Origin of the sequence: Neobacillus niacini, from assembly GCF_000759675.1 — a bacterium.
GTDB classification, from domain to species: domain Bacteria; phylum Bacillota; class Bacilli; order Bacillales; family Cytobacillaceae; genus Neobacillus; species Neobacillus niacini_A.
Window position 1 is genome coordinate 1 of record NZ_BAWM01000152.1, and the last position, 24,527, is coordinate 24,527.

The following is a 24,527-nucleotide window of genomic DNA, read 5'->3' on the forward strand; positions in this document are numbered from 1 at the left end:
CATTTGACCGCCCATTGGCATTTGACCCATTCCTCCAGGCATTTGACCGCCCATTGGCATTTGACCCATTCCTCCAGGCATTTGTCCGCTCATTGGCATTTGATCAAAGCCTCCTTGCATTGGGTTTGTCATCGGTAATTGCGGCATAAAGGATGAAGATTCATCATCAAATCCATGTGGCATATATTGCGCACCTGCTACGCCTGGCATTGGTCCAGGTTGATAAGGTAACATATTAGGTGCCTGTTGCATTGCCACTCCTTGAACTTGAGGATATGGCATGAATGATACTGGTGGACAAGGAGGCGGCGGACACCATTGTGGTGGTGGCGGACAAAATCCTGATCCAGGCATTATTGGTGAAATAGGTACACAATAATCTTGTAACATTTGCTGCTGTACAGGGAACTGGTTTGCCATTGGTGCTTCTTGTACAGGCATGACTGGGTTTTCCTTTATCGGTTCTTTTATTTCAGGAAGTATGTTTGCTGGTTTTGGAGGCAGTTGTGGCTGTTTTACCCCCATATTGGTCATATTGTTCATATAATAGTTGTTAATATCGATTTCTGGGATGATTTGCAGGGGCATTTTTGGAGTGTATGGTGTTTTAGGTGCTTCTTTAATTGGCGCTTCCTTAATTGGTGCTACTTTAATTGGTGCTTCTTTAATTGGTGCTTCCTTAATTGGTGCTACTTTAATTGGTGCTTCCTTAATTGGTGCTGCTTTAATTGGTGCTTCCTTAATTGGTGCTACTTTAATTGGTGCTGCTTTAATTGGTGCTTCCTTAATTGGTGCTGCTTTAATTGGTGCTTCCTTAATAGGTGCTACTTTAATTGGTGCTGCTTTAATTGGTGCTTCCTTAATAGGTGCTGCTTTAATTGGTGCTTCCTTTATTGGAACCTCCTTCTTTGGAGCTGTTTTAATCGGCATTTCTTTTGGTTTCTCTTTGGTATACGGTTGCTCAGCAATCGGCATTTCTTTCTTGGCGCCTAAGTTGATTGTGGCCCCCGGCTTAGTTCCCATAGGCGCTTCTTTTTTTACATTTCCACCTGATGTTGGGACTTTTATTTTCATACCGGGCATAATCATATCAGGGTTGCTGAGCTGTGAATTCATCTTTTTCAGCTCTTCAAAATTCACGCCGTACTTCTTGGCGATTTTCCAAAGAGTATCCCCTTTCTGTACGATATGGATCTTCACTCTGATTTCCCTCCTATGCATAAGTCCATATATTCTATGTGATGATAGGCAAAGTGCTAACATTCTTCAGAAAAACTTATGCTTTTTTTCGGGAAAATATGAATCAACCCTTTAAATATAAAAATAGATGCAATTTTAAAAAATTGCATCTATCCTATCATTATGCGTTTTGTAACATTCTATCTAGCGCTAATTTTGCATTTTCAGCAATTTCAGGACTAACCTTAATAATATTATTTGTATCTTCTAATGTATCCAAGCTCCACACTAGATGTGGAAGGTCAATTCGATTCATCGTTAAACAAGGACACATTTGTGGATTTAATGAAATGATTTTTTTATCAGGATGATTCTGAATCAGTCGATTGACAAGATTCATCTCCGTTCCGATTGCCCACTCAGAACCTGGCTCCGCTTTTTCAATCGCATTAATAATATAACTTGTTGAACCAGCCATATCGGATAATTCCACGACCTCGCGACGACACTCAGGATGAACAATAATCGTCATGTTAGGATATTGACTCCTTGTGTCATGGACATTATGAACCGTAAAGTTCTCATGTACCGAGCAGTGACCTTTCCAAAGGATCACTTTTATTTTTGAAGGATCACCTCCGTATTCCAGCGAATTTGTAATTGGATTCCAAACTGCCATTTCATCTAAGCCAATACCCAAATCATAAGCCGTATTACGACCTAAATGCTGATCAGGTAAAAATAAAATCCGTTCTTTTTGTGTAAATGCCCACTTTACCATTGTCTCGGCATTAGAAGAGGTTACACTCGCACCACCATGAGCGCCGACAAAAGACTTAATCGCCGCTGTAGAATTAACATATGTTAAAGGAGTAATCGTATCACCAAAGATTCCCTGTAGGATTTCCCACGCTTTTTCGGTTTGATCAAGGTCTGCCATGTCAGCCATGGAACAGCCTGCACGCATGTCTGGGAGAATTACTTTTTGGTTTTCGTTTGTAAGAATATCTGCCGTTTCCGCCATAAAATGAACGCCGCAGAAAACAATATATTCTGCTTCTGAATTTTCAGCTGATAATTGTGCGAGTTTTAAAGAATCTCCTGTGGCGTCTGCAAACTGTATCACTTCATCTTTTTGATAATGATGACCTGGAATGAAAAGTTTTGAGCCTAATTTGTTTTTCACTTCAACCACTCTAGCCTCTAACTCTTCCTTGGACATTTGTTTGTATTTTTCAGGAATCATTTTATTCATTTTCATAGTCGCTAAAATACTCATATTATAATTCCTCCCCTTTACTCCAGAGAACTTTGACACTTATATCGAGTGCTTTATATGAATGTGTTAAGAATCCTAGTGAAATATAATCAACACCTGTATCACGATAATCAGCTAAATTGGTCAATTGAATACCGCCTGAAGCTTCAGTTATGAATCCAGCTGGAACTAATTTGATCAGTTCTTTAATCTCGTCTGGCGTACGATTGTCAAACATAATCACATCTGCACCTGCAGTGACGGCTTCTTTAACTTGGGCTTCTGTTTCAACCTCTACTTCGACCTTTACCATATGACCGGCTTTTTTTCGAACCGTTTCAACTGCATGAGAAATTGAGCCTGCAAACGAAATATGATTGTCTTTAATCATGATGCCATCATATAAACCGAAACGATGATTAAAGCCTCCTCCGGTGGTAACGGCATATTTTTCAAGCATTCTTAAGCCAGGTGTCGTTTTACGCGTATCGCAAATTTTGGTATGACCACTGTCCAGTGTTGAAATAGCTTTACGTGTAAGGGTGGCAATCCCACTCATTCTTTGGACAAGGTTAAGGACAACTCTTTCCCCTTTTAATAAATCTGCGATTTTTCCAGAGGCTGTCGCAAGCTTCTGACCATATTCAATGGCTTGACCATCCTTCACAAAAACCTGTGTTTCAATATCACTATTTAAAAGTTTAAAACCCGCTTTTATAATTTCTTCTCCACAAAAAATTCCGTTATCCTTTGAGAGAAAAACAATTTCCCCTTTAGTATCATCTGCAAAGATTAAATCGGTTGTAATGTCCTGTTCCCCAATATCTTCGATAAAAAATTGCTCAAGTAGCGAGCGCAGTTTCAATGTATTCATGGTTCGTCTCCATTCCCCGGCTATTTTTATGAATAATGGTTTTGTTTAACCAATGATGATCGTCTTCCATCGGATAATCACTTCGATAATGACCTCCACGGCTTTCTGTTCGTTTCAGAGCAGCTTCGGTAATTAAATTTGCTATCATCAGCATAAAAATCTTCGTCATCTCTTCTAAAGAATAATTATCAAGATCATTTATTTGGTGGGCATTAAACGTATCTAACCATGCTTTTTGGTTCTTGAGATTGACCTCATTTCGAACAATTCCGACCCGCTCCATCATCGTATCTTTAATTTGTTGTCTATCTGGTAAGATTACTTTTTCTTGAGGGATAAATGGACGCTTGATCTCTGTCCCAACGATATCTTCATATACAGCCTCATTTAGCCATGAGGATAACTTTTCTCCCATATATAAACCTTCTAATAAAGAATTACTTGCCAAACGGTTGGCACCATGTAATCCTGTGCAGGCGGCTTCTCCAATGGCAAATAGCCCCTTTATAGAAGTCCTTCCGAATAAATCTGTTTTAATTCCTCCCATTAAAAAATGACTGCCGGGAGCAACTGGGATTCTCCCCTTTGATAACTGAATTCCATTTTCCTCACATATGGATGTTATGGACGGGAATCTTTGCTTAAAGTTTTTAATTTTACTAATATCTAAATATATGTTGTAGCCTTTTTTAAGATATTCATAGATTTTCTGCGAAACAACATGCCTTGGGCCAAGGTCTTTGAGAGGATGAACACCTTCCATAATCGGGGTGCCATCATCGGTTACAAGAACGGCACCTTCGCCGCGTACCGCTTCCGAAATCAACCCTTTTGTTTCACCATTTAAATATAAGAGTGTTGGATGGAATTGAATAAATTCCATATCGACCACCTCAACACCAGCTAAATAGGCCATCGCTATCCCATCGCCGCTGACAGTATCGGCATTTGAGGTATAGGTGAACAATTGTCCACAACCGCCAGTAGCAAGAATCGTATTATTGCTATAGTAATTCTTTATCTGTCCATCCGACCCTTTAGCTTTTACACCAATACATCGATTTTCAGAATTCAGCAATAATTCATAAGCAAAAACATCCTCTTCAATGGTGACATTTTCCTTCAGCGTGCTGATAAGGAACTCAACCATATTTTTACCTGTTGCATCACCGCCGCCATGAACAATTCGCTTTTCGCTATGTGCCCCTTCCATTCCTAAGAGCAATTCACCTTTTTGATTTTTATCAAAAACAGATCCTTGTTCAGTAATGAACTTAATCAACCCAGGTGCGGCATGAATGATTTGCTCGACGGCTTTTTGATTATTGTGATATCTTCCTGCCTCAAGCGTATCGGTAATATGTTTACTTGGATGGTCATGCTCGCCAATAGCTGCAGCAATACCGCCTTGAGCAAGATAAGAATTGGCTGTTCTTACCTTTTCCTTTGTGAGAATCCTCACATTTAAATCCTTATTTAAAAGCGAGGCTAACTGCAGCGCAGCTATCCCACTTCCTAAAATTAAAACATCATTATTTGTCATATTGACTCCTCCTGGATTAACAGGTGTCTTGACATCTATATTTACATAGATTTAAACTATTATCAAGAGTTTTTTAAAAGAGCATTATCAAAGTTCAAAAATACTAATATTGGAGATTACTAATGATATATTTTGATTTTGCGGCGACCACTCCGTTAGATTCTGAAGCAGCAGAGGTGTTTGTTCAGGCATCTACTGAGTATTTTGGGAACTCAAGCTCCCTCCATGATATAGGTGGACAGTCACAGGAGTTACTAGAGAATTGCCGCGAAGAGCTGGCAAATCTTTTAGGAGTTAATAAAAAAGGATTATACTTTACAAGTGGTGGATCCGAGGGGAATTTTTTAGCCATTGAGGCATTATTATCTGCTCCTAAAAAACCCGGGAAGCACATTATAGCTGGGATGGCTGAGCACTCTTCCATCCATGGAGTTCTTAACAGGTTAGAAGGGTACAGTATTACCTATTTACCACTTAATTCTTCAGGTCTCATTGACATAGAAGAATTGGAGCGTACCATTACTCCTGAAACGGTTTTAGTGACAGTACAGCACATTAATTCTGAAATAGGTACCATTCAGCCGATTGAAGACATAGCTTCTATTTGCAGGGAGCATGACATCCATTTTCACAGTGATTTTGTTCAATCTTTTGGAAAAATTGAATTGAAAAAGATTGCCCCGCTTGTCAGCAGCTGTTCCTTTTCTGGTCATAAAATTTATGGGCCCAAAGGGGTAGGCGGCGCCTATATCAACCCTGCTATTTCTTGGAGCCCATTTTTCCCAGGCGGATCACATGAAAGAGGCTTCAGACCAGGAACCGTAAACGTCCCAGCGATAGCGGCGATGACTGCGGCTGCTCAAAAAATTAATGACGAACTTGGGCAAAGTCACGATAGATTTTTAGAACTTCGTGGCACTTTGATGGAGGCGCTTGATCCAATTAAGGAATTTGTGCATATTTATCAGTCAGATTCAGACTCGCAGTTACCATCTATCATTGGTTTTCGTATTTCTGGAATTGAAGGGCAATGGATGATGCTCGAATGTAATCGCTATGGGTTCGCGATTTCAACCGGAAGTGCCTGTCAAATTGGCATGCAAGCTCCAGCAAAAGTGACACAAGCATTAGGATTAAGCCTTCAAGAAGGGAAGGAATTTATCCGTATTTCTTTTGGAAAAACAACCAAGAGGGAAGATGTAGTAAAGCTTGGAGAAACTATTGTAGATATCGTAAAAAAATTTAAAAACTAGAAACTGTGCTAGAATATAGAGTAGGAATACGAGGAGGTATTTATGGCTGAGCAAAAGAAAATATTAGGCGATGAAAGGAGAGCTTTCATCCTGCAACTGCTAAAAGACAGCCCTGTACCGCTTACAGGAAGCGAATTAGCAACACGAACAAATGTAAGCAGGCAAGTGATTGTTGGGGATATTACGCTCCTTAAAGCAAAAGATGAGCCGATTATCGCCACAAGTCAAGGCTATTTGTATTTTAAGCAAAACACAGGCATGCCATTATTCGAAAGGACCATCGCCTGCAGTCACTCACCGGATGACACAGTAAAAGAGCTAAATTTAATGGTGGATCATGGTGTATTGGTAAAGGATGTTAAAATTGAGCATGCAGTTTACGGTGATTTAACTGCCTCGATTATGGTATCCAATCGCCAAGAAGTGAAACAATTTATGGATAACATCCATAATACAAAGGCCTCGTTATTATCGGAATTAACAGGCGGCATTCACATTCATACAATCGCTGCATCAAGTACACAAACCTTAGACAATGCCGAAGCAGCTTTGAAGGAAGCTGGATTTTTAATTGAATATTAAAAGCAAAAAGTACCGAGCATATGCCCGGTACTTTTAGTTTAATTCGACCATTTTGGATGGGTAGCTTCCCAATAATGTTACACCACAGCCTAAAGCTTCAAGTTCGGCCATTGCGCCTGGAATCAATACCTCATCTAGTTTCATTTCCAAATCAATGATGAAAAAATAATTGCCAATTCCTGTTTTCATCGGTCTTGATTCAATTTTGGAAAGGTTTATTTTCCGCCAAGCAAAGGCAGAAAGGACCATATGCAGCGTTCCAGCTTTGTCAGTTGGAAGTGTGACCATCAGGGTTGTTTTGTAATGGGATGAACCGCTGAGTTCCTCAAAATCCAGTCCCTTTTCTGATAAAACGAAAAAGCGGGTATGGTTATGGTCAAAATCATGAATATCTCGTTGTACAATCGACAATCCATATTCTTCAGCTGCCAATTCATTCGCGATGGCGGCTACACGCAATTCTGGATGGTCCATCACCATTTTGGCTGCAGCAGCCGTGGAGCTGACACTCTCATAAGGTATCCCATGTAACTTAGTATGTAAGAACTTATGGCATTGGGCAATTGCATGGGAGTGACTGTACACCTTATTAACATCATGCCAATTTTCACTGTTATCAGGATGCACCATCAGATGCTGCTTAATCGGAATGGTAATCTCCCCGACAATCGGCAATTGAACCACATGGGTCAAGTAATCTATTGTAATATTAACGGTTCCTTCAAGTGTATTTTCAATAGGAACAACCGCAAGTTCCACCTTTTCGCTGACAACCGCATCCATGGATTCAGGAATCGTCCGATATGGTTCATGCTCGAATCCAGGAAAAACCTTTTTCACCGCTAATTCGGTGAAGGTTGCCTTTGGTCCTAAAAAACCAACTTTCATGATTTCACACACTCCCTAACAAAAAATCTCTCTCTGCTGCTAAAAATGAGCAATCATTATGCGCCTGTTCCAAGCACTTCTACTTTTTCTACAAATTCAAGCTTGCGTAATTCTGCAAGCAGCTCATCAATATCAGTAGAAATCTCGGTGGTATTCAGTGAAAGTGTAACGTTTGCCCTTCCTTGCAGTGGAATGGTTTGATGAATCGTCAACACATTGCAGCCAGAAGAAGCAACTACACCGAGAAGCTTTGAAAGTGTGCCTGAACGGTCCTCAAGATGAAAAAAAAGTGTTACTAAGCGTTCCTTTACAATCGTGGAAAATGGAAATACAGTATCCCTATATTTATAATAGGCACTTCTGCTTAGGTCCACCTGTTGAACCGCATCCCAAATAGACTCTGCCTTGCCTCTTTCGAGCATTTCTTTTACATCAAGTGTTTTCTTCATGGCTTCAGGCAAGACGTCTTCTCTTATTAAGTAAAATTTTTTATCAAATTTTTCATTTTTCATCTCTATACCCCACCTGATTAGAAAAAGCGTAAGCGCCCATATTGGGACCTATTTGGGGCGCTTCAGCTAGAATTTCTCAAAGTCCTTTTAAAACCTACTCAACAAATTCGAATTCAAAGTCTAATAATTTAACGATATCCCCATTTTTTGCACCTTTTTTCCTTAGAGCCTCGTCAACACCGAGACCACGAAGCTGTCTTGCAAAACGACGGATAGATTCATCCGTTTGGAAATTCGTCATCTTAAACAGCTTTTCAATTTTTTCACCCGTAATGACGAATGATCCATCTGGGTCTCTTGTTATAAAGAATGCTTCAGGATCTGCCTCATGCTTGTAAAGAACACGATGGACCCCCGTTTCCTCCTCTTCATGCTCAAGGGGAAATTCCGGGGTCTGCTCAATTTTATCTGCAATTGCAAATAATAGCTCCCGCAAGCCTTTTCTCGACAAAGCCGATATCGGGAAAATCGGGAAATCCTCTTCAAGGCGTTCTTTAAATTTCTTTAAATTTTCTTCTGCTTCCGGCATGTCCATTTTATTGGCAACAATAATTTGCGGACGCTCTGTTAAGCGGAGATTATACTCTTCTAACTCTTTATTGATGGTCAGATAATCCTCATAAGGATCTCGTCCTTCCATTGCAGCCATATCTATGACATGAACGATTACTCGTGTCCGTTCAATATGACGTAAAAATTGATGACCAAGTCCGACACCCTCACTCGCACCTTCAATCAATCCTGGAAGGTCTGCCATTACAAAACTTCTATTATCCTCTGTTTCAACCATTCCAAGATTTGGAACAATCGTTGTGAAATGGTATTCAGCAATTTTTGGTTTTGCTGAAGAAACGACTGATAATAAAGTTGATTTTCCAACGCTTGGAAAGCCAACAAGTCCAACGTCTGCAAGCAGCTTTAATTCAAGGATAACGTCGCGCTCTTGACCTGGTTCGCCATTTTCAGCAAGCTCTGGCGCAGGATTTGAAGGGGTCGCAAAACGGGAATTTCCTCTTCCTCCACGTCCTCCCTTGGCAATGACTGCACGCTGACCATTCTCAACAAGATCGGCAATGACTTCTTTTGTTTCTGCATCCATAACTACTGTGCCTGGCGGTACCTTAACAATCATATCTTTCGCATTTTTCCCATGCTGATTTTTGGACATTCCATGCTCACCACGTGGGGCTTTCCAATGGCGTTGATAACGGAAATCCATTAACGTACGCAAACCCTCATTTACTTCAAAAACAACATCGGCACCCTTACCGCCGTCTCCGCCAGCAGGTCCGCCCATTGGAACATATTTTTCACGACGAAACGCGACCATTCCATTACCGCCGTCTCCGCCTTTTACGTAAATCTTCGTTTGATCGACAAACATGTAAATCCTCCTGATTTGACTGATAAACGAACGGAATAAAAGCTTACACCATCGGCATAAAGACTTCTAAACCCAGTTCGTTTTCTGAGAATTCCTTAACTACACACTCGATTTCCGAGGAGATCAGGAATTGTTCAATCAGTTCTTTTTTTATTATTATTCCGCTAAAATCAAAAAAGAAACGAACTCCATCTGATTGCGGTTGAATTGTTATTGATAAATGATTTTCTTGAAAGGCCTCAATTGCCTGATCCAAGCAAATAAAGAAGGATTTTGTCCAATTCGACAAAATTTTATCATTTACTCCCACAGCTACATAATCAGTTAGTACCTCATATTCTAGCTGAAATAAATGACTCTCCCAATTTGATTTTAAGAGCAAGGAAGCAAACCTTGGTATGTGAAAATTTGAGAGGTTTGACTCATGCTGTGCTTCGATCACAATTTCATTTATATATGCTTTTGCCCGGTCAATTCTATTTAAATCCAAGTTCCCTTTGATTAACTGCAGCCTATTCAGCCAATCATGCCGTGAGTGCCGCAGCACTTCAACGATATCCCATTCTTTGTCCATAATCGCACTCCTAGCTTAAGTGTCGAAAAAACTATTTTCTGTTAGTATATCAAAAAAGTTCACATGAGTAAGCAATTTTGTGCGAATGTTTTCCAATTGAGGTATTATGAGGCTATTTTCGGGTGGTCAATTTGGAGTTTTATCTGGATAATTTTTCCTTATCGTTTAAAAAAGAAAACCCTAACCAATCAGGTTAGAGTTTTCACTGAAAGCTTACGCTTCTTGAGCTGTTGGATAAACGCTCACTTTTTTACGGTCACGACCAAAGCGTTCGAATTTTACAACGCCATCGATTTTTGCAAAAAGAGTGTCGTCTCCTCCACGGCCTACGTTTTCACCTGGGTAAATCTTTGTACCGCGTTGACGGTAAAGGATTGAACCACCAGTTACGAATTGACCATCTGCACGCTTAGCACCAAGGCGCTTTGCGATAGAGTCACGTCCGTTCTTTGTAGAACCTACTCCCTTTTTAGATGCAAACAACTGAAGATCTAATTTTAATAACATTTATTCCACCTCCTACTTTTTGAAGGTAATTTTTATGTGCTTTCCGTATTCTTCTTCAATCGTCCGTAATGAAACGATCATACCTTCTAGAAGAAGCTGCACTTTCTCATTTATGTCTTCCGGAAGTTCATCTGGAACTACACAGCGGAGAAAGCCATCTCCCTGCTCAATCTCAGGAGTAACACCTGTTAGGGCGTGCACAGCATTGATTGCACCGATGGATACTGCGGATGCGCCTGCACAGACGATATCCTTTCCCCGATCAGCGAAAAATGCATGACCACTTATTTCAAATGATTGAATCGAATTGGATTCAGTACGATTAATCGTAATTTGAATCATCGTGATAACACCTTACGCGTTGATTGCTTCAATAACAACTTTAGTGTATGGCTGACGATGACCTTGCTTTTTACGGTTGTTTTTCTTCGCTTTGTATTTGAAAACGATGATTTTCTTCGCACGGCCTTGTTTTTCAACTTTAGCTGTAACAGTAGCACCAGCCACTAATGGGCTTCCTACTTTTACATTTTCTCCGCCAACGAATAATACCTTATCAAATGTAACTGTTTCGCCTGCTTCAGCGTTAAGTTTTTCAATGTAGATAGCTTGACCAGCTTCTACCTTAATTTGCTTACCACCTGTTTCGATAATTGCGTACATAACTGCACCTCCTTATAAACTCAGACTCGCCATATACAGGCGCTAATGCTTACGCATTGACTTAATACCTGTCCTGTGCGGTTGTAGCACGGGTGCTACAAACATAACATTGAAAATTTTATCATGATATAGGCGAAAGTGTCAATAGGGTTCATCAGCTTTTTGCGCTATTTCAGCATGACTCCCAAATTGTTTTACAACATAGAAATGTGTCGCAGAAGGCTGAATCGAAAAATATACTTTCATTTTCAGCCATTCTTCTACCATTTCAAGATGTGGTGTAATTGCCTCTTTTACCTCTTTCGTTGTTTCAACTAATACTGCTTCATCATCTGCATTACGGTGTTCTAACAACTCCCGCTCCAATCGGAATGCAATCGTATCTGCACTTAATATTCTTCCTGTCCCGTCGCAAACATGACATTTCACCTGAAGGGCTTCTGAGAGTGATACCTTTGTTTTCTTCCTTGTTAGCTGGAGGATTCCAAGTGCCGTAAATCCGATGATCTTTGTTCTCGTCTTATCCTGTTGAAATTGTTTCTCTATCGTTTCCTGAACGTATCGCTTGTCCTTATCATTTTTCATATCAATAAAGTCAATAAGAACAATCCCACCAATATCACGAAGCTTAAGCTGGCGGGCAATTTCGATAGCCGCAAGCGTATTTGTTTTTACCACGGTATCTTGGTAATCATTTTTGCCAGAGAACTTCCCAGTATTGACGTCGATAATGGTTAAGGCTTCGGTTTCATCAAAGATTAAATAGGCCCCGTTGTCCAGCCAGACAATTCGCTTTAGCGCCTTGTCAATTTCATGCTCAATTCGATGATGTGTGAATATATTTTCTTTCCCATTATAATAGGTGATTTTTAGATTAGGATTTCTTGATTGTATTAATTTTTTTAATGGAAGGTCATCGACAAATACTTCTCCTGAAGTCATTTGCGTGAAGGAATCAAGGACCATTTGGGTAAAAGTATCTTTTTGATAGATGATTCCTGGCTTTTTTAGTGTAGCTGCTTTCTCCAGCAAATCAGCTGATTGACTTCGCAAGGTATTTAATTCATTCACCATTTCCTCTTCAGTTGCAGAAGTACTTGAAGTACGAAAAATAAGCCCTTCCTCTTCACTTTTCAGTTTCATGCCTAAACTTCGAAGATGATCCTTTTCATCAACAATTTTTTTAGAAACCGCAACATAGCGCCCTTGTGGCATATAAATAAGGTTCATTCCAGTAAGTTCAATAATTCCCGTTACTCTTGAACCCTTGGGACCTGATGCATCCTTATCTACTTGAACCAAAAGCTTTTCGCCTTGATGAACAAAGGCGGATACACTTTTCTTCTCTTTATCAATACTCCGCTCAGGTGATAATACATAGGAAGCCAGCACATCGCGATGTAGATAGGCATTTTTCTCTTCGCCGATATCGATAAATGCTGCATTCATTCCGGGCAAAACTTTGGTTACGGTCCCAAAATAAATATTACCGACCAGAGATCGTTGCTCTGGTCGGTCAAAAATAATTTCTTCAACTGTATTATTTCGAACGTAAGCAAATCTCTTTTCTCTTGAAACTGCATTTACAATTAACTTTTCCAAACCAACATCCTCACTTTTGTTCTAATTGTTTCTATTATACCTAATTAGTAAGAAAAGAGAAGGTCACTGATTTTATCTGTTAACCGTTTTTCTGAAAAATAAGCGTGCAGCAGTTCATTTTCATCCAACATCCCTTTTTCTTTGCCATTACTCTCAACAATAATCGGGTGCTTACAGCCTCGTTGAAATTTTTCTAACACATCAATCAACAAGTCTTGTTCATTTGCTTGGATGGGTTTCAAGGCTTGGAGGTCGCTCTTTTTGCCATAGTAGCGCTCAAGTAGGAATCTCATAAAAATATATCGACGCTGCTTCCATTCATGATAGAGCGAGAACAATAAGAATCCTACGATAATCCAGACATTTATTTGCTCTGGTGCCGATAGGAGCGTAAGAATCGAAAAGATTCCAATGCTGAAAAAGGAGATGATTAAGGTTAATCGGTGTGCAATTGGAAATGATTTTTTTAAGGATAGGAGCATAAATATCAGTTTTCCGCCATCCAGCGGCCAAACCGGAAACAGATTGAAGATAAAAATCATGATATTGTAGTGATAAAATAATAGGTACAAATCTTCAGGAATTACCTCAAAGGAAAATAATGTGTATGCTAGCGCAACCATCCAGATGTGCTGAAGCGGTCCTGCAAGGACAACAATGGCCTCTTCCTTTAACGGCCGGTTCCCGTGCTCCTCCATTTCAGCCACCCCTCCAAACGGAAGGATGGTGATTTTTTTTATTCTCCATGAAAAAAAAGAAGCCGCTGCAGCATGCCCCATTTCATGGATGAAAATAATGCCGATTAAAAGGCATACCTCGAGGAAATGTGCTGTAGCAATAGATAACGCGATGACAATCCATAACAATGGATGGATATGAACGTGTTGTAATAAATATATGACTCTATTCAAAACGAATCACCTGAATCGGGTCGATGAAATCATCGCCTTTTTTAATGGAAAAATAATACGTGCCCTTCGTTTTGTCTTCTCCGGTTGATTCTAAGGCTGTACCCACGACAGTTTCTGTTTCAATAAACTGATATAAACTAACTTTTATTTCATCGAGATTACCATAGGTGGACTGTGTTTGATCAGCATGCTGGATGATGACGGTTTTACCCGTATCTTCCTTTACGCCAGCGAACATGACATTCCCTTCTTTCATCGCTTCAACGCGTGCCCCTTTTTCGGTTTCAATCATGATACCCTGTCCATTTTTCTCAAAGTTTTCAAGGACCTTTCCTGAAAAAACAGGTATATCATGGTCTTTCTCAACTACGTTTTCCTGCCCACCTTTTTCTTCTTCCGTAAACGGCAGAAGAGCTAATGGCTTACCGAATTGATCCTCGTACCATTTAGACACGGTTGCAAATTTAAAATCCTGCTCCATTGTTTTCATCACAAAATCCTTTGCTGGAGCAAATGTTGCAGAATTCTCTCGGAACATAATAGCAATCACAAGAAATAATAGTGCGGATGCCAGGATCTTGAAGATGAAAACTTCCTTCTTAAATAAAGGATGGACAACATCGTCCTTACCGGCTTCATAAGAAGAAAAATGATTAAAACCGTATTTTTCATCTTCCCCCGGCCAAGTAATTTCTCGTTCAGGACCTTTTCCTGGTGAACTGTTCTCTCTTTTTCGCTTTGCGATTCGTCGCCGTATTTCCTCTGGTGTAGACCGCATTATACCCACCAACCTTTAGACAGCTTTTTGTACAAGTCTATGTGGTTGTCTCAGAGAGTATGACTCCGGCATAACTTTTTTAGGTTTTGTACATTTTTCAAAAGTCTTTGTACATTTATACCTATATTTCCATTTAACTACAAACACCCAACAACTAAAAAATGGACAATTGCCTACCTATAAAATGAAACTTCCATGAATTTGTGGATAAGCCACACGTTTTTTTGGCTTATCCATATAATGACTGTAACTTACAATTAGAGGTGAATATATTTGTCTAACAGTCACAAAGATCATTCTTATCGCGGGGATATTTACGATTTCATTGAGCTGAACCAACTATTATCTGGTCCTCACCAAATTCTTTTTGAGGGGAAGAGTCCATACCAGGACGTGCTTTTGATAGAAACGAAGAATATCCGTTTATACTGGAACAATCAATTAATGTGGAATAGCTTGGATGAACGGATTTTTCACGAAGCTCTTGTTCATCCGGCTTTTGTCATATCAGACAAGCACGAACGTGTCTTAATCATCGGTGATGAATGCGGAATGGCATTGCGCGAAGCCCTCAAATATGCAGATGTAAGCCATGTTAGTTTCGTGCCCCTACCTGGTGAAACCCTTTTAGCTGCGCAGAAAACACAAGAAATTTCTGAAATAAATGAAGGTTCTTTTTTTGATAAACGTGTTCAAATTATCAAGAGTAACATTCATGACTTCTTCAAGAAAGAACAGCAGCCATTTGATGTGATAATCGTGGATCTTCCTGATCCAGAAGCCAAGGAAAGAAGCAAAATGTATACAACAGAAATCTATAGAAAATTATCCAATCTCCTAACCGATGACGGTATATTGGTTTCACAGTCCGCATCACCTGAAGATACCCCGGTGGTTTACTGGAGTATTGAAAAAACTATACAAAGCGCTTCCCTTCACACTCTTAACTATCATGTTAATGTTCCATGGTTTGGAGACTGTGGATTTCACCTTGCCGGGAAGAAAGTTCTAAAGTGGTGTGGAGAGAAAATAAATACCCCAAACCGTTCATTACCAAAAAACATAAAAACATGGTTTACTTTTTCGCAGCAGTTAATGTCATACAAAAAACAAGCTGTTGTCAACTCATTAAAGTGCTTACGCCTATGTAGATTCCTTCCGAATAATGTGCAAGATCCGGAAGACATGAAAGAACTTCGTCATCTGCTTTCCAATTCCCATCGAGTACTATATGAAGGCGGAACAAAGGGAGATCGTGTATTAGTGTTGGAGACAAATGATGTGCGACTGTATCTAGACAAGCAGCTTCAATTTAGTTCTTTAGATGAAAAAATCTATCATGAGGCTCTTGTTCATCCGGCACTTTCCATGGTTCCAAAAAGGGAACGTATTCTAATTGCAGGTGGCGGGGATGGATTTGCCATTCGCGAGGTTCTTAAATATCAAGATGTTAAGCATATTGACTTAGTAGACCTCGATCCATTAATGATCGACATCGCCCGTAATATACCTAAAGTAGCATCCCTAAACAAAAGAGCACTCCATGATAAACGGGTATCCGTCCATCAGAAAGATATCCAGGTATTTCAAAAAGAACAAAAGGAACCTTATGATGTCATCATTGTGGACTTGCCAGACCCAGGTGATGAACTATTGAGCCGATTGTATACGGTAGAATTTTTCAGCCAATTATCCAATTTACTAACGGAAGATGGCATTTTAGTTTGTCAATCTCATTCACCAGGGTATGCTCCATTTGTGTACTGGAGTATTGGATTATCACTTAAAGGGACTGGAATGCATATCAGGAGCTACCATACCGATGTTCCTTCATTTGGGGATTGGGGCTTTCACTTGGCCTCAAAAAAGCAGCTGCAATCATTGAACAGAAAAGTATTTGTCCCGAATCAAACACTCCCGGAAGACCTGTCCAGCTTATTTAGCTTTCCATCAAAATCCCGGTCGGTTCGAGAGAATTCACATATGAATACCTTGTCAAACCTAAAACTACAAGAAATTTATAAACAAGAACTACGAAGGTAACTTACCAAAAAGGCTCTACTCTGAATATGAGTAGAGCACCTTTTTGGAAATTTTATTATTTCTATAAAACTTGGACAACCGTACAATTTATTTTTCCATAAATCCCATACGATAACTTATAAAGGAAAACGGAGGGGAATGATGGGACTTTGACCATAGAAGGAAAGCATATTATCATTGATGCATTTATGTGCGATTCTACTCATTTAAATGACATCAAATTTTTAGAAGAAATGTGTAAAAAGGCGGCTCTTGGTGCAGATATGGAGATATTATACTGTTACTTCCACCAATTTGAGCCACAAGGTGTAACAGGAGTACTGGTTTTATCCACTTCTCATTTATCTATTCATACATGGCCAGAAGAGAAGTATGTTTCATTAGATTTTTATACTTGTGGAACTCTAGAACTTACATCTCAAGTAGAATTTCTTATTAAGGAATTGTCTTCAAAGCAAGCAATGGTATACTCCATTTCCCGAGGCGTTTCATATCCTCAACTTATTAAGTGTGAAGAATTAGGCAGTTGACATTTGCATATTTAACCAAGGTGGAAAAATATGAGAACCAAAAATGTAAAGCCATTTACTTATGGATCATTATATAAACAAGATTACCCTTATGGCAAGAATGTCCCACTTGCGGCTGGGAACCTAATCGATTTTACTATAGCCGGACCCTACCAAAATACTAGACCTGATATTGCAGCAAATAGAATTACAGTTTACAAGTCAGGTGTTTATCAGATCACAGCAGATGTATCCGTTATTTTAGAAGAAGAACAATTTGCCGTTTTCAACATCAACCGACTTCCTGATGGATCTGATCCACTGATAGGTTCTACCTTCGATGCAAACGGTATAAGCACCATCACCGGAATAACGGTTCAAGCTTTTTTAAATGCTGGAGATGCGATCGGTATTTTAATTGCTGATACGTTTGTGCCAAGAGGGAAACCACCACGATATAATAGAGCCGCACTCACGGTTTATTTACTGGAATATTAAAAGGAAATTGTGCTTTATTTATAATAAAAAGCCTGTCCACTATCTAGTGGACAGGCTTGTTTATTTAACGAACGCCAAAGAATTTTTTAATTTTACCAAAGACGCTTTTGTTTGTGTCTTCTAGTGGCTGCAATGGAATCGATTCCCCTAGAATACGTCTAGCGATATTTCGGTAAGCGATAGACGCTTTACTATTTGGATTTAAGGCAATCGGTTCGCCGTGGTTGGAAGCTTTAATTACTTCCTCATCATCTGCAACAATACCAATTAACTCAATCGATAAATGTGCGGTGATTTCATCCACATCTAACATATCTCCGCTTTTCATCATGTGGTTTCGAATTCGATTAATCACTAATTTCGGTGACTCGATCGTATTAGCCTTCTCTAAAAGACCAATAATTCTATCAGCGTCTCGTACAGCCGAAACTTCAGGAGTGGTTACGACGATTGCCCGGTCTGCCCCAGCAATGGCGTTTTGGAAGCCTTGTTCAATTCCAGCAGGACAATCAATAATAATATAATCATAGTCTTGCTTAAGTTCATTAATGAGTTTGTGCATCTGTTCTGGCTTAACAGCTGATTTATCAACTGTTTGCGCTGCTGGAAGCAAATACAATAAATCTTCGAATCTTTTATCCTTTACGAGTGCTTGATGGATTTTACATCTTCCTTCTACTACATCCACAAGATCATAAATAATTCGATTTTCCAGCCCCATTACGACATCTAAATTTCGAAGGCCAATATCCGTATCCACTAAGCATACTTTTTTGCCTTGAAGGGCCAACGCTGTACCAATATTAGCAGAAGTCGTGGTTTTTCCGACGCCGCCTTTACCGGATGTAATTACTATTGCCTCTCCCACATTAATGTCCCCCTTCGAATCTATTTAAATTAGGCCTTAAATTTATTAAAACTTGCAATCTATCTATGATGATTTGATGGTTATCGTCGATGTAAGCACATTCCATTTCACGTTTTTCCTTGTTTTGGGCTTTATCGGGTGCACGATTGATACAGTCGTGAATCCTCAGCTGTGATGGCTGCATACTTGAAGCAGTAATAACCGCCTGATCATTTCCAAAAACTCCTGCATGAGCTATTCCCTTTAAAGAACCCATGATAAATATATTGCCGCCTGCAATTACAGTTCCACCAGGGTTTACATCTCCAATAAGCAGTAAATCACCTGGGACTTCTAATACTTGCCCAGAACGAATAATCCGAGCTACGGTAACGACTTCGTTTTCGGCTTTAAGTTTATCTGCTTCTTCTCTTGTGACGACATAGGATTCAATATCATCGACCACTAAGTTCTTTTTTTGACGAATGAGATTTTTTATTTCTTCACGCTGAGCATCATTCAAGTACCTATTGCCAACATCGACTTTAACAGGGGTTAAATGACGCTCAGTATGAGTGCTTTGGTTTGCCGAAAGTTTTTCGTCGAGCTCCTTTTTCAGCTCCTCATAGGAACAGCTATCATCAAGATGAAGGACAATTCCATCCTTCGTACCTTTTATCGTAACATTTTGCCGCTTTTTCATGGAGAAAACTCACCTCAAATAATAAGAAACACAAAGTGCTATGGAAATAGGCATCTTTTTAATTCATAGACACACTTTTACTTTTATTATACAATTCGACACGCTTTGTGTATTCTCCTTTTTTAAAAAGAAATACAAATATCATTCATCTCGTAAGCTTTCCGCAAAACTTTCAAAATGACGTTTTAAAGGATAAGCTGCAATCAATAGGAAAGCTGCATTTAAAATGAGTGAAGGATAAAAACGCATCTCCATAAAACTCATAAATTCAAGCGTTGTGATATGGAGTAAAAAGTCCATTTCATAGACACCAAATTCAAGTAAGGCAATCCCCACTAAAGACACTAGAAATGCGACAATAATATTCGTCTGGAGCACATGCATGATTTTCGAAATAAGGTACGTAATGAATGGAAATAGGAAAAAGTAAATTCCAATAATTTCAATCCAAACAATATCAAATAAAAGTCCAAAAATAGCAGCATAAATGATTCCATATTTTCTGCCGGCATAGATGGCTAGAAACAATATACCTCCAAACAGAAAATGAGGCGCCAAAATGTGGTTGCGACCAAATATTTCAGGAGGGATATATTGTACGAATAAGCTCTCTAATAAGAAAAGGAATAGAAACAAAAGAGGAAGTAGGAATTTCTTCACAAATCCTCCTCCTTCCCTTCACCGCTCATATCCTCTTCTTTAGGCTGAGCCATTGATCGTGTGATCACAATGATATTTTCCAAATCGTAAAAATCCGCACCTGGTTCTACTAATGCCGTTTGATTCAATCCATATTGGTCAGGCTTAACCTCAATCACTTTACCAATTTGCAAGCCCTGAGGAAAGACACCGCCTAGACCAGAGGTAATGACATTTTGTCCTTTTTTAATTTCCACCCCAGAAGGAATCGCTTTTATTAATAATGCTTTTTTCTCTTTATCGTAGCCTTCAACAAGACCAAATACATTCGTATCACCTTGCACAATAGCAGAAATCCGATTCTTTGGATCCATTGCACTCAGCAATTGGACTGTTGAATTAAATTGATTGACTGTTTTTACCTTGCCAATCAAGCCATGCGCCGTGACAACAGCCATATTTTTTTTAATACCGTCTGTTTTTCCTTTATTGATAATAATCATTTCATGCCAACGATCAGGGTTTCTACCTATTACTGTTGCCTGTAAAGGTTCAAAATCTCTCAGGGTCTCTTCTTCACCGAGAATATCACGCAGCTCTTTATTGTCCTTTTCCAGCTCCTGTACCTGTGCTTCAAGGCTAACAAGTTTCTCCATCCGTGATTTTAATTCTTTATTCTCTTCATATGTATTTTGCAAGTCCTGAAGATTTTCAAAGAAACCTGCAACCAAATGAGCAGGCTTTGAAACCAGGGATTGAACCCAGCCAGCAGTGTCCTTTAAGAACTGCTCCGGCCAGGATAGTTTACTTCTCTCCCTTAACGAAAACCCAATCAATGCCACGAGAACAATAATGCTTACCAGCAAAACGATTAGTCGTTTATTCAAAAAGAACTGTGGCATGATTATACACCTCTATTTTTTATGCTTTTCTTGTTAACGAGATTCTTTCGCTTTGTTTTTAAATAATTGAATATGGTCTAACGCCTTTCCAGTACCGATTGCTACACAATCGAGCGGATTTTCAGCGATAAGTACAGGCATATTAGTTTCTTCGCTAATTACCCTGTCCAGATTTCGAAGCAGGGCACCTCCGCCTGTTAAGACAATTCCTCGGTCCATAATATCTGCAGCAAGCTCTGGCGGTGTTTTTTCTAATGTGTTTTTTACAGCCTCTACAATCGCATAGACCGTATCTTTTAAGGCAGCACCAATTTCCTTCGCTGTGATTTCAATTGTTTTTGGCAAACCAGTTAATAAATCACGTCCGCGAATTTCCATATTATCGATACCTTCAGAGTCACCTGCAGAACCAATTTCCATCTTAATCGCTTCCGCTGTCCGTTCACCAATCATGAGGTTATAATTTTTTCGGATAAATGTAACAATTGCATCGTCCATTTCATCACCGGCAACGCGAATCGAAATACTGGTAACAATTCCGCCTAAAGAAATAATCGCTACTTCGGTTGTACCACCGCCAATATCGACAACCATACTGCCAGTTGGTTCCCATACAGGCAGGTTTGCACCGATTGCCGCTGCAAATGGCTCCTCAATCGTGTAGGCGTCCTTAGCACCAGCTTGACGTGTTGCGTCGATAACAGCTCTTTCCTCAACAGCCGTTATTCCAGATGGAACACATACCATTACGTACGGCTTACCGGAGAAAATGCTCTTACTTTTTATTGCCTGACGAATATGGTATTTCATCATGACTGCAGTAATTTCAAAGTCCGCAATGACTCCATCCTTCATGGGTCTCATCGCAACCACATTTCCTGGTGTACGACCAATCATGTTCTTCGCGTCATTACCAACCGCAACAATTGATTTCGTGTCTGTCTGCATGGCCACTACTGATGGCTCTCTTAATACAATCCCTTTACCTTTAACATAAACAAGGGTATTTGCCGTTCCCAAGTCAATACCAAGGTCTCTAGTCCCAATTCCAAACATAGTTGTATCTCCCTTTCTGATACGATAATTCCAAAAGATAAGTGAATATACCTTCAATCATCATGTGTTTTTCTAGTAAATTTATATGATTAACACGAAAGATGTCCTAAAAAATCATAAACATTATTATATCCCAACGTCAAAAAAAATCATAGTATTATAAATATCCTTTTTCCTTGAGGCTGACAAATTTATTTTCGCCAATGATGAGGTGGTCGAGGACGTCGATCCCTATCATTTTCCCGCATTCCACTAGCCTTTTGGTAACCTCTATATCTTCGCGGCTCGGTGCGGGATCCCCTGAAGGATGATTGTGGAGACAAATGATTGAAGCGGCTGAGCGTTTTAAAGCTTCGCGAAATACCTCCCTAGGATGCACGATGCTGGCATTTAAGCTTCCAATAAAGATGGTTTGTTTATGGAGCACTTGATTTTTTGTATTTAAATATAAACAAACAAAATGCTCCTGTGATAAAAAGCGCATGTCATTCATCACATAATTGGCTCCATCTTCAGGTGAGCGTATCACATAGCGATCTGTATAGTTTAGGTTCGCTATCCTTCTGCCGATTTCGACAGCAGCAAGAATTTGGATGGCTTTTGCCTGCCCAATTCCCTTAATTTCTGTCATTTCTTCTAAGGTTGCGGCTTTTAAAAGTCGTAAGCCCTCAAAATTTGTAAGAAGCCGGTTGGATAATTGAAGAACACTTTCATCCTTCGTACCGGTTCTAAGTAAGATCGCAATTAATTCATGGTTTGATAAACTCTCGGGACCATTTTGAATAAATCGCTCTCTAGGTCTTTCATCTTGAGGAAAATCACGGATCATTAATGAATTGGTTGACATTCTATTTCCTCCCTATGATAGGGAGTTAATGAACTACAAATGCTCTTACGTCAACTGGTAGCCCAGCCGTTTTAATTCTCGATAGGTCTTAGCTGACGGCAGGCCTACAACCGCAAAATAGTCTCCATTAATTTTTTTGACAAGCATGCTTCCCAGCTGCTGAATGCCATATGCACCTGCTTTATCAAGCGGTTCACCACTTTGTACATAGAAATTGATTTCCTCGTCCGTTAACTCCCAAAACCAAACTTCTGTTCTTTCGAAAAAACGGGATGTTCCATTTGGAGAAAGTATGGAAACACCAGTGTAAACGTCATGCTTTCTTCCAGAAAGCTTTTTTAACATACCTCTGGCATCAGCCTCGTCAGTTGGCTTTCCTAAGACTTGACCATCTGCAACGACAATCGTGTCTGAACCTATGACATATGCTTCTGGATTTTCTTTAAAAATGACCTTTGCTTTTCGCTCGGCAAGATCCATAACTACATCCTCTGGAGAAAGCTTTGGATCAAAGCTTTCATCTACTTCACTGCTTGAAATCGTGAATGTTAATCGGAGGTTTTCTAGAAGTTCTTTTCGCCGTGGAGAAGAAGAGGCTAAAATGAGGTTTTGCATTTAATCACCTTACCTTTTGCATCATTTAGGGAGATACATGATAATCGTATCAGAAATTGTAGAAGCAAACAATTTTTATATCAATAAATTTCGAAGAAATTTGTAAAATTATGCAAAATATATTTTTGTCTCAAATTCAAAATATTTTGACTTCAAAACAAAAGGCCTGTCCAAATTAGACAGGCGCGGTTCCAAAGAATAATTTCCCGGAAAATATCAGGTTTTGTCGACTAAAGTGAATAGTAAATACTAAGAAAGTTTAATAAATGCTGTTGTGCTTCAACCAAACTATCTTCATTCTTCTTTTCTTGAAATGCTTCTACTTTCGACAACGCACTCGATAATTCCTTGTTTAGATTTTTTACTTTTTCATTTTTCAGCTGTTCTGCAGATTGATTTAGTTGATCACCCAAACTTGTTACTTCTTTACTAGATTCCAATGAAATACTACCAGAAACAAGGGCGTTGGAAGTGACCTTTGATAGCTGTTGATAAATAGCTGGCACTGCCTCTAAAAAGCTTTTTTCGGTTTCATTTATATCTGATACAGTCTTTTCGGCAATGGGGATTTGTTTTGAAAAAACATCTTCAAACCCATTAGCTTTATATTGTGCCCCTAACGCTTTAGCTGTTTCAATAGAATCAGCCACACCTAAAAACAAAAATTCATTATCGCTCATAGACAGAGATTGTGCTGGTAAACCTTTTTCTTTAGCCTGACTAACTGCTTCAGAAGCTGCGTCCTTTGTCGTAAAAGCACCGCCTTGGACAATAAACGCTGTTTGAGCTACTAAGACAATGGAACTACTCTTTCCTGCGGTTTCTTCTGATCCTTTATCGGTCCCCTTACCTACGACCACCGGCTCAGTTACAGCTGGCTTACTACTATCATTTATGACTAGCTTAAGCATAAGCGCCCCAAAGCTTGTCCCGATCAAGATAGCAAATACGGCTGTTACTACAATGGATTTAAACGCTCCACCATTTCGCTTATTTGAAAAGGTTGAGAACGTAACAGGCTTCTTTTTCTCACCCTTTTTCTTATTTTGACTGCTTATAACTTTATATTCCTGAATATCATTTTCCGCAGATTCAGGAATAATCCAGTCAAAGCTTTCATCGGCTGCCTCTTTTGCCGCAGAGGTCTCGAGAAAAACATCCTTTTCGTGGAAATCATCCTCTATAGAAATCACTTTAGTTAAAGAATCTTCAATAGATTCTTGTTCCTTCTGAATGGGGTCTTCTGAGAACGTTGGGGTTTCTCCATTTAACTTTATTTTGATGGTATTGCCACGATTCGGCTTGTCCACAAACTTGCACTCCTCCCTTTACCAATAGCAATATCTACCATCCTATCATA

26 protein-coding genes, 2 pseudogenes and 1 other annotated feature are annotated in these 24,527 nt (G+C 39.5%); of the genes and pseudogenes, 6 read left to right on the top strand and 22 right to left on the bottom strand.

Features of this window, described 5'->3' with window-relative positions:
• Positions 1–571: 571 nt before the first annotated feature.
• Positions 572–868: pseudogene (locus TR08_RS34125) on the top strand (pentapeptide repeat-containing protein); the annotation flags it as partial.
• A 197-nt stretch (positions 869–1,065) separates the two neighbouring features.
• On the opposite strand, the pseudogene safA reads toward TR08_RS34125, so the two are convergent.
• The 4 genes and pseudogenes from safA to nadB form a co-directional block, all read right to left on the bottom strand.
• Positions 1,066–1,263: pseudogene (gene safA / locus TR08_RS33480) on the bottom strand (SafA/ExsA family spore coat assembly protein); the annotation flags it as partial.
• A gap of 97 nt (positions 1,264–1,360) precedes the next feature.
• Positions 1,361–2,458: a quinolinate synthase NadA gene (nadA, locus tag TR08_RS26445; RefSeq protein ID WP_045523384.1), complete on the bottom strand. Its 1,098-nt coding sequence runs from the start codon at positions 2,456–2,458 to the stop codon at positions 1,361–1,363.
• A 1-nt stretch (position 2,459) separates the two neighbouring features.
• Positions 2,460–3,311 carry a carboxylating nicotinate-nucleotide diphosphorylase gene (nadC, locus tag TR08_RS26450; protein ID WP_045523386.1) on the bottom strand — a complete coding sequence of 284 codons (852 nt, stop codon included), beginning with the start codon at positions 3,309–3,311 and terminating at the stop codon, positions 2,460–2,462.
• Positions 3,280–4,854 (bottom strand): L-aspartate oxidase, encoded by a 1,575-nt coding sequence (gene nadB, locus TR08_RS26455; protein WP_045523388.1) that lies wholly within the window; start codon positions 4,852–4,854, stop codon positions 3,280–3,282. The genes nadC and nadB overlap by 32 nt, the downstream gene beginning before the upstream one ends.
• A gap of 122 nt (positions 4,855–4,976) precedes the next feature.
• Between nadB and TR08_RS26460 the strand changes: the two genes are divergently transcribed.
• Together TR08_RS26460 and TR08_RS26465 are read left to right on the top strand one after the other, a co-directional pair.
• Positions 4,977–6,107 (top strand): IscS subfamily cysteine desulfurase, encoded by a 1,131-nt coding sequence (locus tag TR08_RS26460; protein ID WP_045523390.1) that lies wholly within the window; start codon positions 4,977–4,979, stop codon positions 6,105–6,107.
• A gap of 42 nt (positions 6,108–6,149) precedes the next feature.
• On the top strand, positions 6,150–6,689 hold the full coding sequence (locus TR08_RS26465) for a transcription repressor NadR (protein WP_045523392.1): 540 nt from the start codon (positions 6,150–6,152) through the stop codon (positions 6,687–6,689).
• Positions 6,690–6,722: 33 nt separating this feature from the next.
• On the opposite strand, the gene pheA is transcribed toward TR08_RS26465, so the two are convergent.
• The 10 genes from pheA to TR08_RS26515 form a co-directional block, all read right to left on the bottom strand.
• Positions 6,723–7,577 (bottom strand): prephenate dehydratase, encoded by an 855-nt coding sequence (gene pheA, locus TR08_RS26470; protein ID WP_045523394.1) that lies wholly within the window; start codon positions 7,575–7,577, stop codon positions 6,723–6,725.
• Positions 7,578–7,633: 56 nt separating this feature from the next.
• Positions 7,634–8,089: an ACT domain-containing protein gene (locus TR08_RS26475; RefSeq protein ID WP_045523396.1), complete on the bottom strand. Its 456-nt coding sequence runs from the start codon at positions 8,087–8,089 to the stop codon at positions 7,634–7,636.
• Positions 8,090–8,183: 94 nt separating this feature from the next.
• Entirely contained in the window at positions 8,184–9,473 is a 1,290-nt protein-coding gene (gene obgE, locus TR08_RS26480; protein WP_045523397.1) for a GTPase ObgE, read from the bottom strand.
• A 43-nt stretch (positions 9,474–9,516) separates the two neighbouring features.
• On the bottom strand, positions 9,517–10,047 hold the full coding sequence (locus TR08_RS26485; protein WP_045523399.1) for a sporulation initiation phosphotransferase B: 531 nt from the start codon (positions 10,045–10,047) through the stop codon (positions 9,517–9,519).
• Between the two features lie 213 nt (positions 10,048–10,260).
• Positions 10,261–10,554: a 50S ribosomal protein L27 gene (gene rpmA / locus TR08_RS26490; protein WP_045523401.1), complete on the bottom strand. Its 294-nt coding sequence runs from the start codon at positions 10,552–10,554 to the stop codon at positions 10,261–10,263.
• A 12-nt stretch (positions 10,555–10,566) separates the two neighbouring features.
• Positions 10,567–10,896, bottom strand: a complete 330-nt coding sequence (locus TR08_RS26495; RefSeq protein WP_045523403.1) for a ribosomal-processing cysteine protease Prp — start codon at positions 10,894–10,896, stop codon at positions 10,567–10,569.
• A 12-nt stretch (positions 10,897–10,908) separates the two neighbouring features.
• Entirely contained in the window at positions 10,909–11,217 is a 309-nt protein-coding gene (rplU, locus tag TR08_RS26500) for a 50S ribosomal protein L21 (protein WP_045523405.1), read from the bottom strand.
• A 12-nt stretch (positions 11,218–11,229) separates the two neighbouring features.
• Positions 11,230–11,310, bottom strand: a sequence feature (ribosomal protein L21 leader region).
• A gap of 48 nt (positions 11,311–11,358) precedes the next feature.
• Positions 11,359–12,819: an Rne/Rng family ribonuclease gene (locus TR08_RS26505; RefSeq protein ID WP_045523407.1), complete on the bottom strand. Its 1,461-nt coding sequence runs from the start codon at positions 12,817–12,819 to the stop codon at positions 11,359–11,361.
• Positions 12,820–12,863: 44 nt separating this feature from the next.
• Positions 12,864–13,730 (bottom strand): M50 family metallopeptidase, encoded by an 867-nt coding sequence (locus TR08_RS26510; protein ID WP_045523409.1) that lies wholly within the window; start codon positions 13,728–13,730, stop codon positions 12,864–12,866.
• A complete protein-coding gene (locus TR08_RS26515; protein ID WP_045523411.1) occupies positions 13,723–14,508 on the bottom strand; it encodes a M23 family metallopeptidase in 786 nt (261 codons plus the stop codon). The genes TR08_RS26510 and TR08_RS26515 overlap by 8 nt, the downstream gene beginning before the upstream one ends.
• A 273-nt stretch (positions 14,509–14,781) precedes the next feature.
• Here TR08_RS26515 and TR08_RS26520 point away from each other — a divergent pair, with 273 nt between their 5' ends.
• From TR08_RS26520 to TR08_RS26530, 3 genes are all read left to right on the top strand, one after another.
• Positions 14,782–16,551, top strand: coding sequence for a spermidine synthase (locus tag TR08_RS26520; protein ID WP_045523413.1), 1,770 nt, complete (start codon positions 14,782–14,784; stop codon positions 16,549–16,551).
• Between the two features lie 149 nt (positions 16,552–16,700).
• The gene (speD, locus tag TR08_RS26525; RefSeq protein ID WP_052427643.1) at positions 16,701–17,081 is read left to right on the top strand and encodes an adenosylmethionine decarboxylase; all 381 of its coding nucleotides are present in this window, start codon (positions 16,701–16,703) and stop codon (positions 17,079–17,081) included.
• A gap of 30 nt (positions 17,082–17,111) precedes the next feature.
• Positions 17,112–17,558, top strand: a complete 447-nt coding sequence (locus tag TR08_RS26530) for a hypothetical protein (protein WP_045523419.1) — start codon at positions 17,112–17,114, stop codon at positions 17,556–17,558.
• 64 nt (positions 17,559–17,622) lie between these two features.
• Here TR08_RS26530 and minD read toward each other — a convergent pair whose 3' ends face one another.
• From minD to TR08_RS26570, 8 genes are all read right to left on the bottom strand, one after another.
• Positions 17,623–18,426 carry a septum site-determining protein MinD gene (gene minD, locus TR08_RS26535; protein WP_045523421.1) on the bottom strand — a complete coding sequence of 268 codons (804 nt, stop codon included), beginning with the start codon at positions 18,424–18,426 and terminating at the stop codon, positions 17,623–17,625.
• A 1-nt stretch (position 18,427) separates the two neighbouring features.
• Positions 18,428–19,108: a septum site-determining protein MinC gene (gene minC, locus TR08_RS26540; protein WP_045523423.1), complete on the bottom strand. Its 681-nt coding sequence runs from the start codon at positions 19,106–19,108 to the stop codon at positions 18,428–18,430.
• 141 nt (positions 19,109–19,249) lie between these two features.
• Entirely contained in the window at positions 19,250–19,768 is a 519-nt protein-coding gene (gene mreD, locus TR08_RS26545; protein ID WP_045523425.1) for a rod shape-determining protein MreD, read from the bottom strand.
• Positions 19,765–20,649, bottom strand: a complete 885-nt coding sequence (mreC, locus tag TR08_RS26550; RefSeq protein WP_045523427.1) for a rod shape-determining protein MreC — start codon at positions 20,647–20,649, stop codon at positions 19,765–19,767. Before mreC ends, mreD begins: the two co-directional genes overlap by 4 nt.
• A gap of 33 nt (positions 20,650–20,682) precedes the next feature.
• Positions 20,683–21,705, bottom strand: a complete 1,023-nt coding sequence (locus tag TR08_RS26555; RefSeq protein WP_045523428.1) for a rod shape-determining protein — start codon at positions 21,703–21,705, stop codon at positions 20,683–20,685.
• A gap of 157 nt (positions 21,706–21,862) precedes the next feature.
• On the bottom strand, positions 21,863–22,552 hold the full coding sequence (gene radC, locus TR08_RS26560; RefSeq protein WP_045523430.1) for a RadC family protein: 690 nt from the start codon (positions 22,550–22,552) through the stop codon (positions 21,863–21,865).
• 45 nt (positions 22,553–22,597) lie between these two features.
• Positions 22,598–23,167, bottom strand: a complete 570-nt coding sequence (locus tag TR08_RS26565) for a Maf family protein (protein ID WP_045523433.1) — start codon at positions 23,165–23,167, stop codon at positions 22,598–22,600.
• A gap of 230 nt (positions 23,168–23,397) precedes the next feature.
• On the bottom strand, positions 23,398–24,477 hold the full coding sequence (locus TR08_RS26570) for an SPOR domain-containing protein (protein ID WP_045523434.1): 1,080 nt from the start codon (positions 24,475–24,477) through the stop codon (positions 23,398–23,400).
• Positions 24,478–24,527: the final 50 nt, after the last annotated feature.

What these genes read in the sequence shown, in the direction of transcription:
- nadA (WP_045523384.1), bottom strand. Translation starts at nt 2,458, where the DNA reads ATGAGTATTTTAGCGACTATGAAAATGAATAAAATGATTCCTGAAAAA.
- nadC (WP_045523386.1), bottom strand. Translation starts at nt 3,311, where the DNA reads ATGAATACATTGAAACTGCGCTCGCTACTTGAGCAATTTTTTATCGAA.
- nadB (WP_045523388.1), bottom strand. Translation starts at nt 4,854, where the DNA reads ATGACAAATAATGATGTTTTAATTTTAGGAAGTGGGATAGCTGCGCTG.
- TR08_RS26460 (WP_045523390.1), top strand. Translation starts at nt 4,977, where the DNA reads ATGATATATTTTGATTTTGCGGCGACCACTCCGTTAGATTCTGAAGCA.
- TR08_RS26465 (WP_045523392.1), top strand. Translation starts at nt 6,150, where the DNA reads ATGGCTGAGCAAAAGAAAATATTAGGCGATGAAAGGAGAGCTTTCATC.
- pheA (WP_045523394.1), bottom strand. Translation starts at nt 7,577, where the DNA reads ATGAAAGTTGGTTTTTTAGGACCAAAGGCAACCTTCACCGAATTAGCG.
- TR08_RS26475 (WP_045523396.1), bottom strand. Translation starts at nt 8,089, where the DNA reads ATGAAAAATGAAAAATTTGATAAAAAATTTTACTTAATAAGAGAAGAC.
- obgE (WP_045523397.1), bottom strand. Translation starts at nt 9,473, where the DNA reads ATGTTTGTCGATCAAACGAAGATTTACGTAAAAGGCGGAGACGGCGGT.
- TR08_RS26485 (WP_045523399.1), bottom strand. Translation starts at nt 10,047, where the DNA reads ATGGACAAAGAATGGGATATCGTTGAAGTGCTGCGGCACTCACGGCAT.
- rpmA (WP_045523401.1), bottom strand. Translation starts at nt 10,554, where the DNA reads ATGTTATTAAAATTAGATCTTCAGTTGTTTGCATCTAAAAAGGGAGTA.
- TR08_RS26495 (WP_045523403.1), bottom strand. Translation starts at nt 10,896, where the DNA reads ATGATTCAAATTACGATTAATCGTACTGAATCCAATTCGATTCAATCA.
- rplU (WP_045523405.1), bottom strand. Translation starts at nt 11,217, where the DNA reads ATGTACGCAATTATCGAAACAGGTGGTAAGCAAATTAAGGTAGAAGCT.
- TR08_RS26515 (WP_045523411.1), bottom strand. Translation starts at nt 14,508, where the DNA reads ATGCGGTCTACACCAGAGGAAATACGGCGACGAATCGCAAAGCGAAAA.
- TR08_RS26530 (WP_045523419.1), top strand. Translation starts at nt 17,112, where the DNA reads ATGAGAACCAAAAATGTAAAGCCATTTACTTATGGATCATTATATAAA.
- minC (WP_045523423.1), bottom strand. Translation starts at nt 19,108, where the DNA reads ATGAAAAAGCGGCAAAATGTTACGATAAAAGGTACGAAGGATGGAATT.
- mreC (WP_045523427.1), bottom strand. Translation starts at nt 20,649, where the DNA reads ATGCCACAGTTCTTTTTGAATAAACGACTAATCGTTTTGCTGGTAAGC.
- TR08_RS26555 (WP_045523428.1), bottom strand. Translation starts at nt 21,705, where the DNA reads ATGTTTGGAATTGGGACTAGAGACCTTGGTATTGACTTGGGAACGGCA.
- radC (WP_045523430.1), bottom strand. Translation starts at nt 22,552, where the DNA reads ATGTCAACCAATTCATTAATGATCCGTGATTTTCCTCAAGATGAAAGA.
- TR08_RS26565 (WP_045523433.1), bottom strand. Translation starts at nt 23,167, where the DNA reads ATGCAAAACCTCATTTTAGCCTCTTCTTCTCCACGGCGAAAAGAACTT.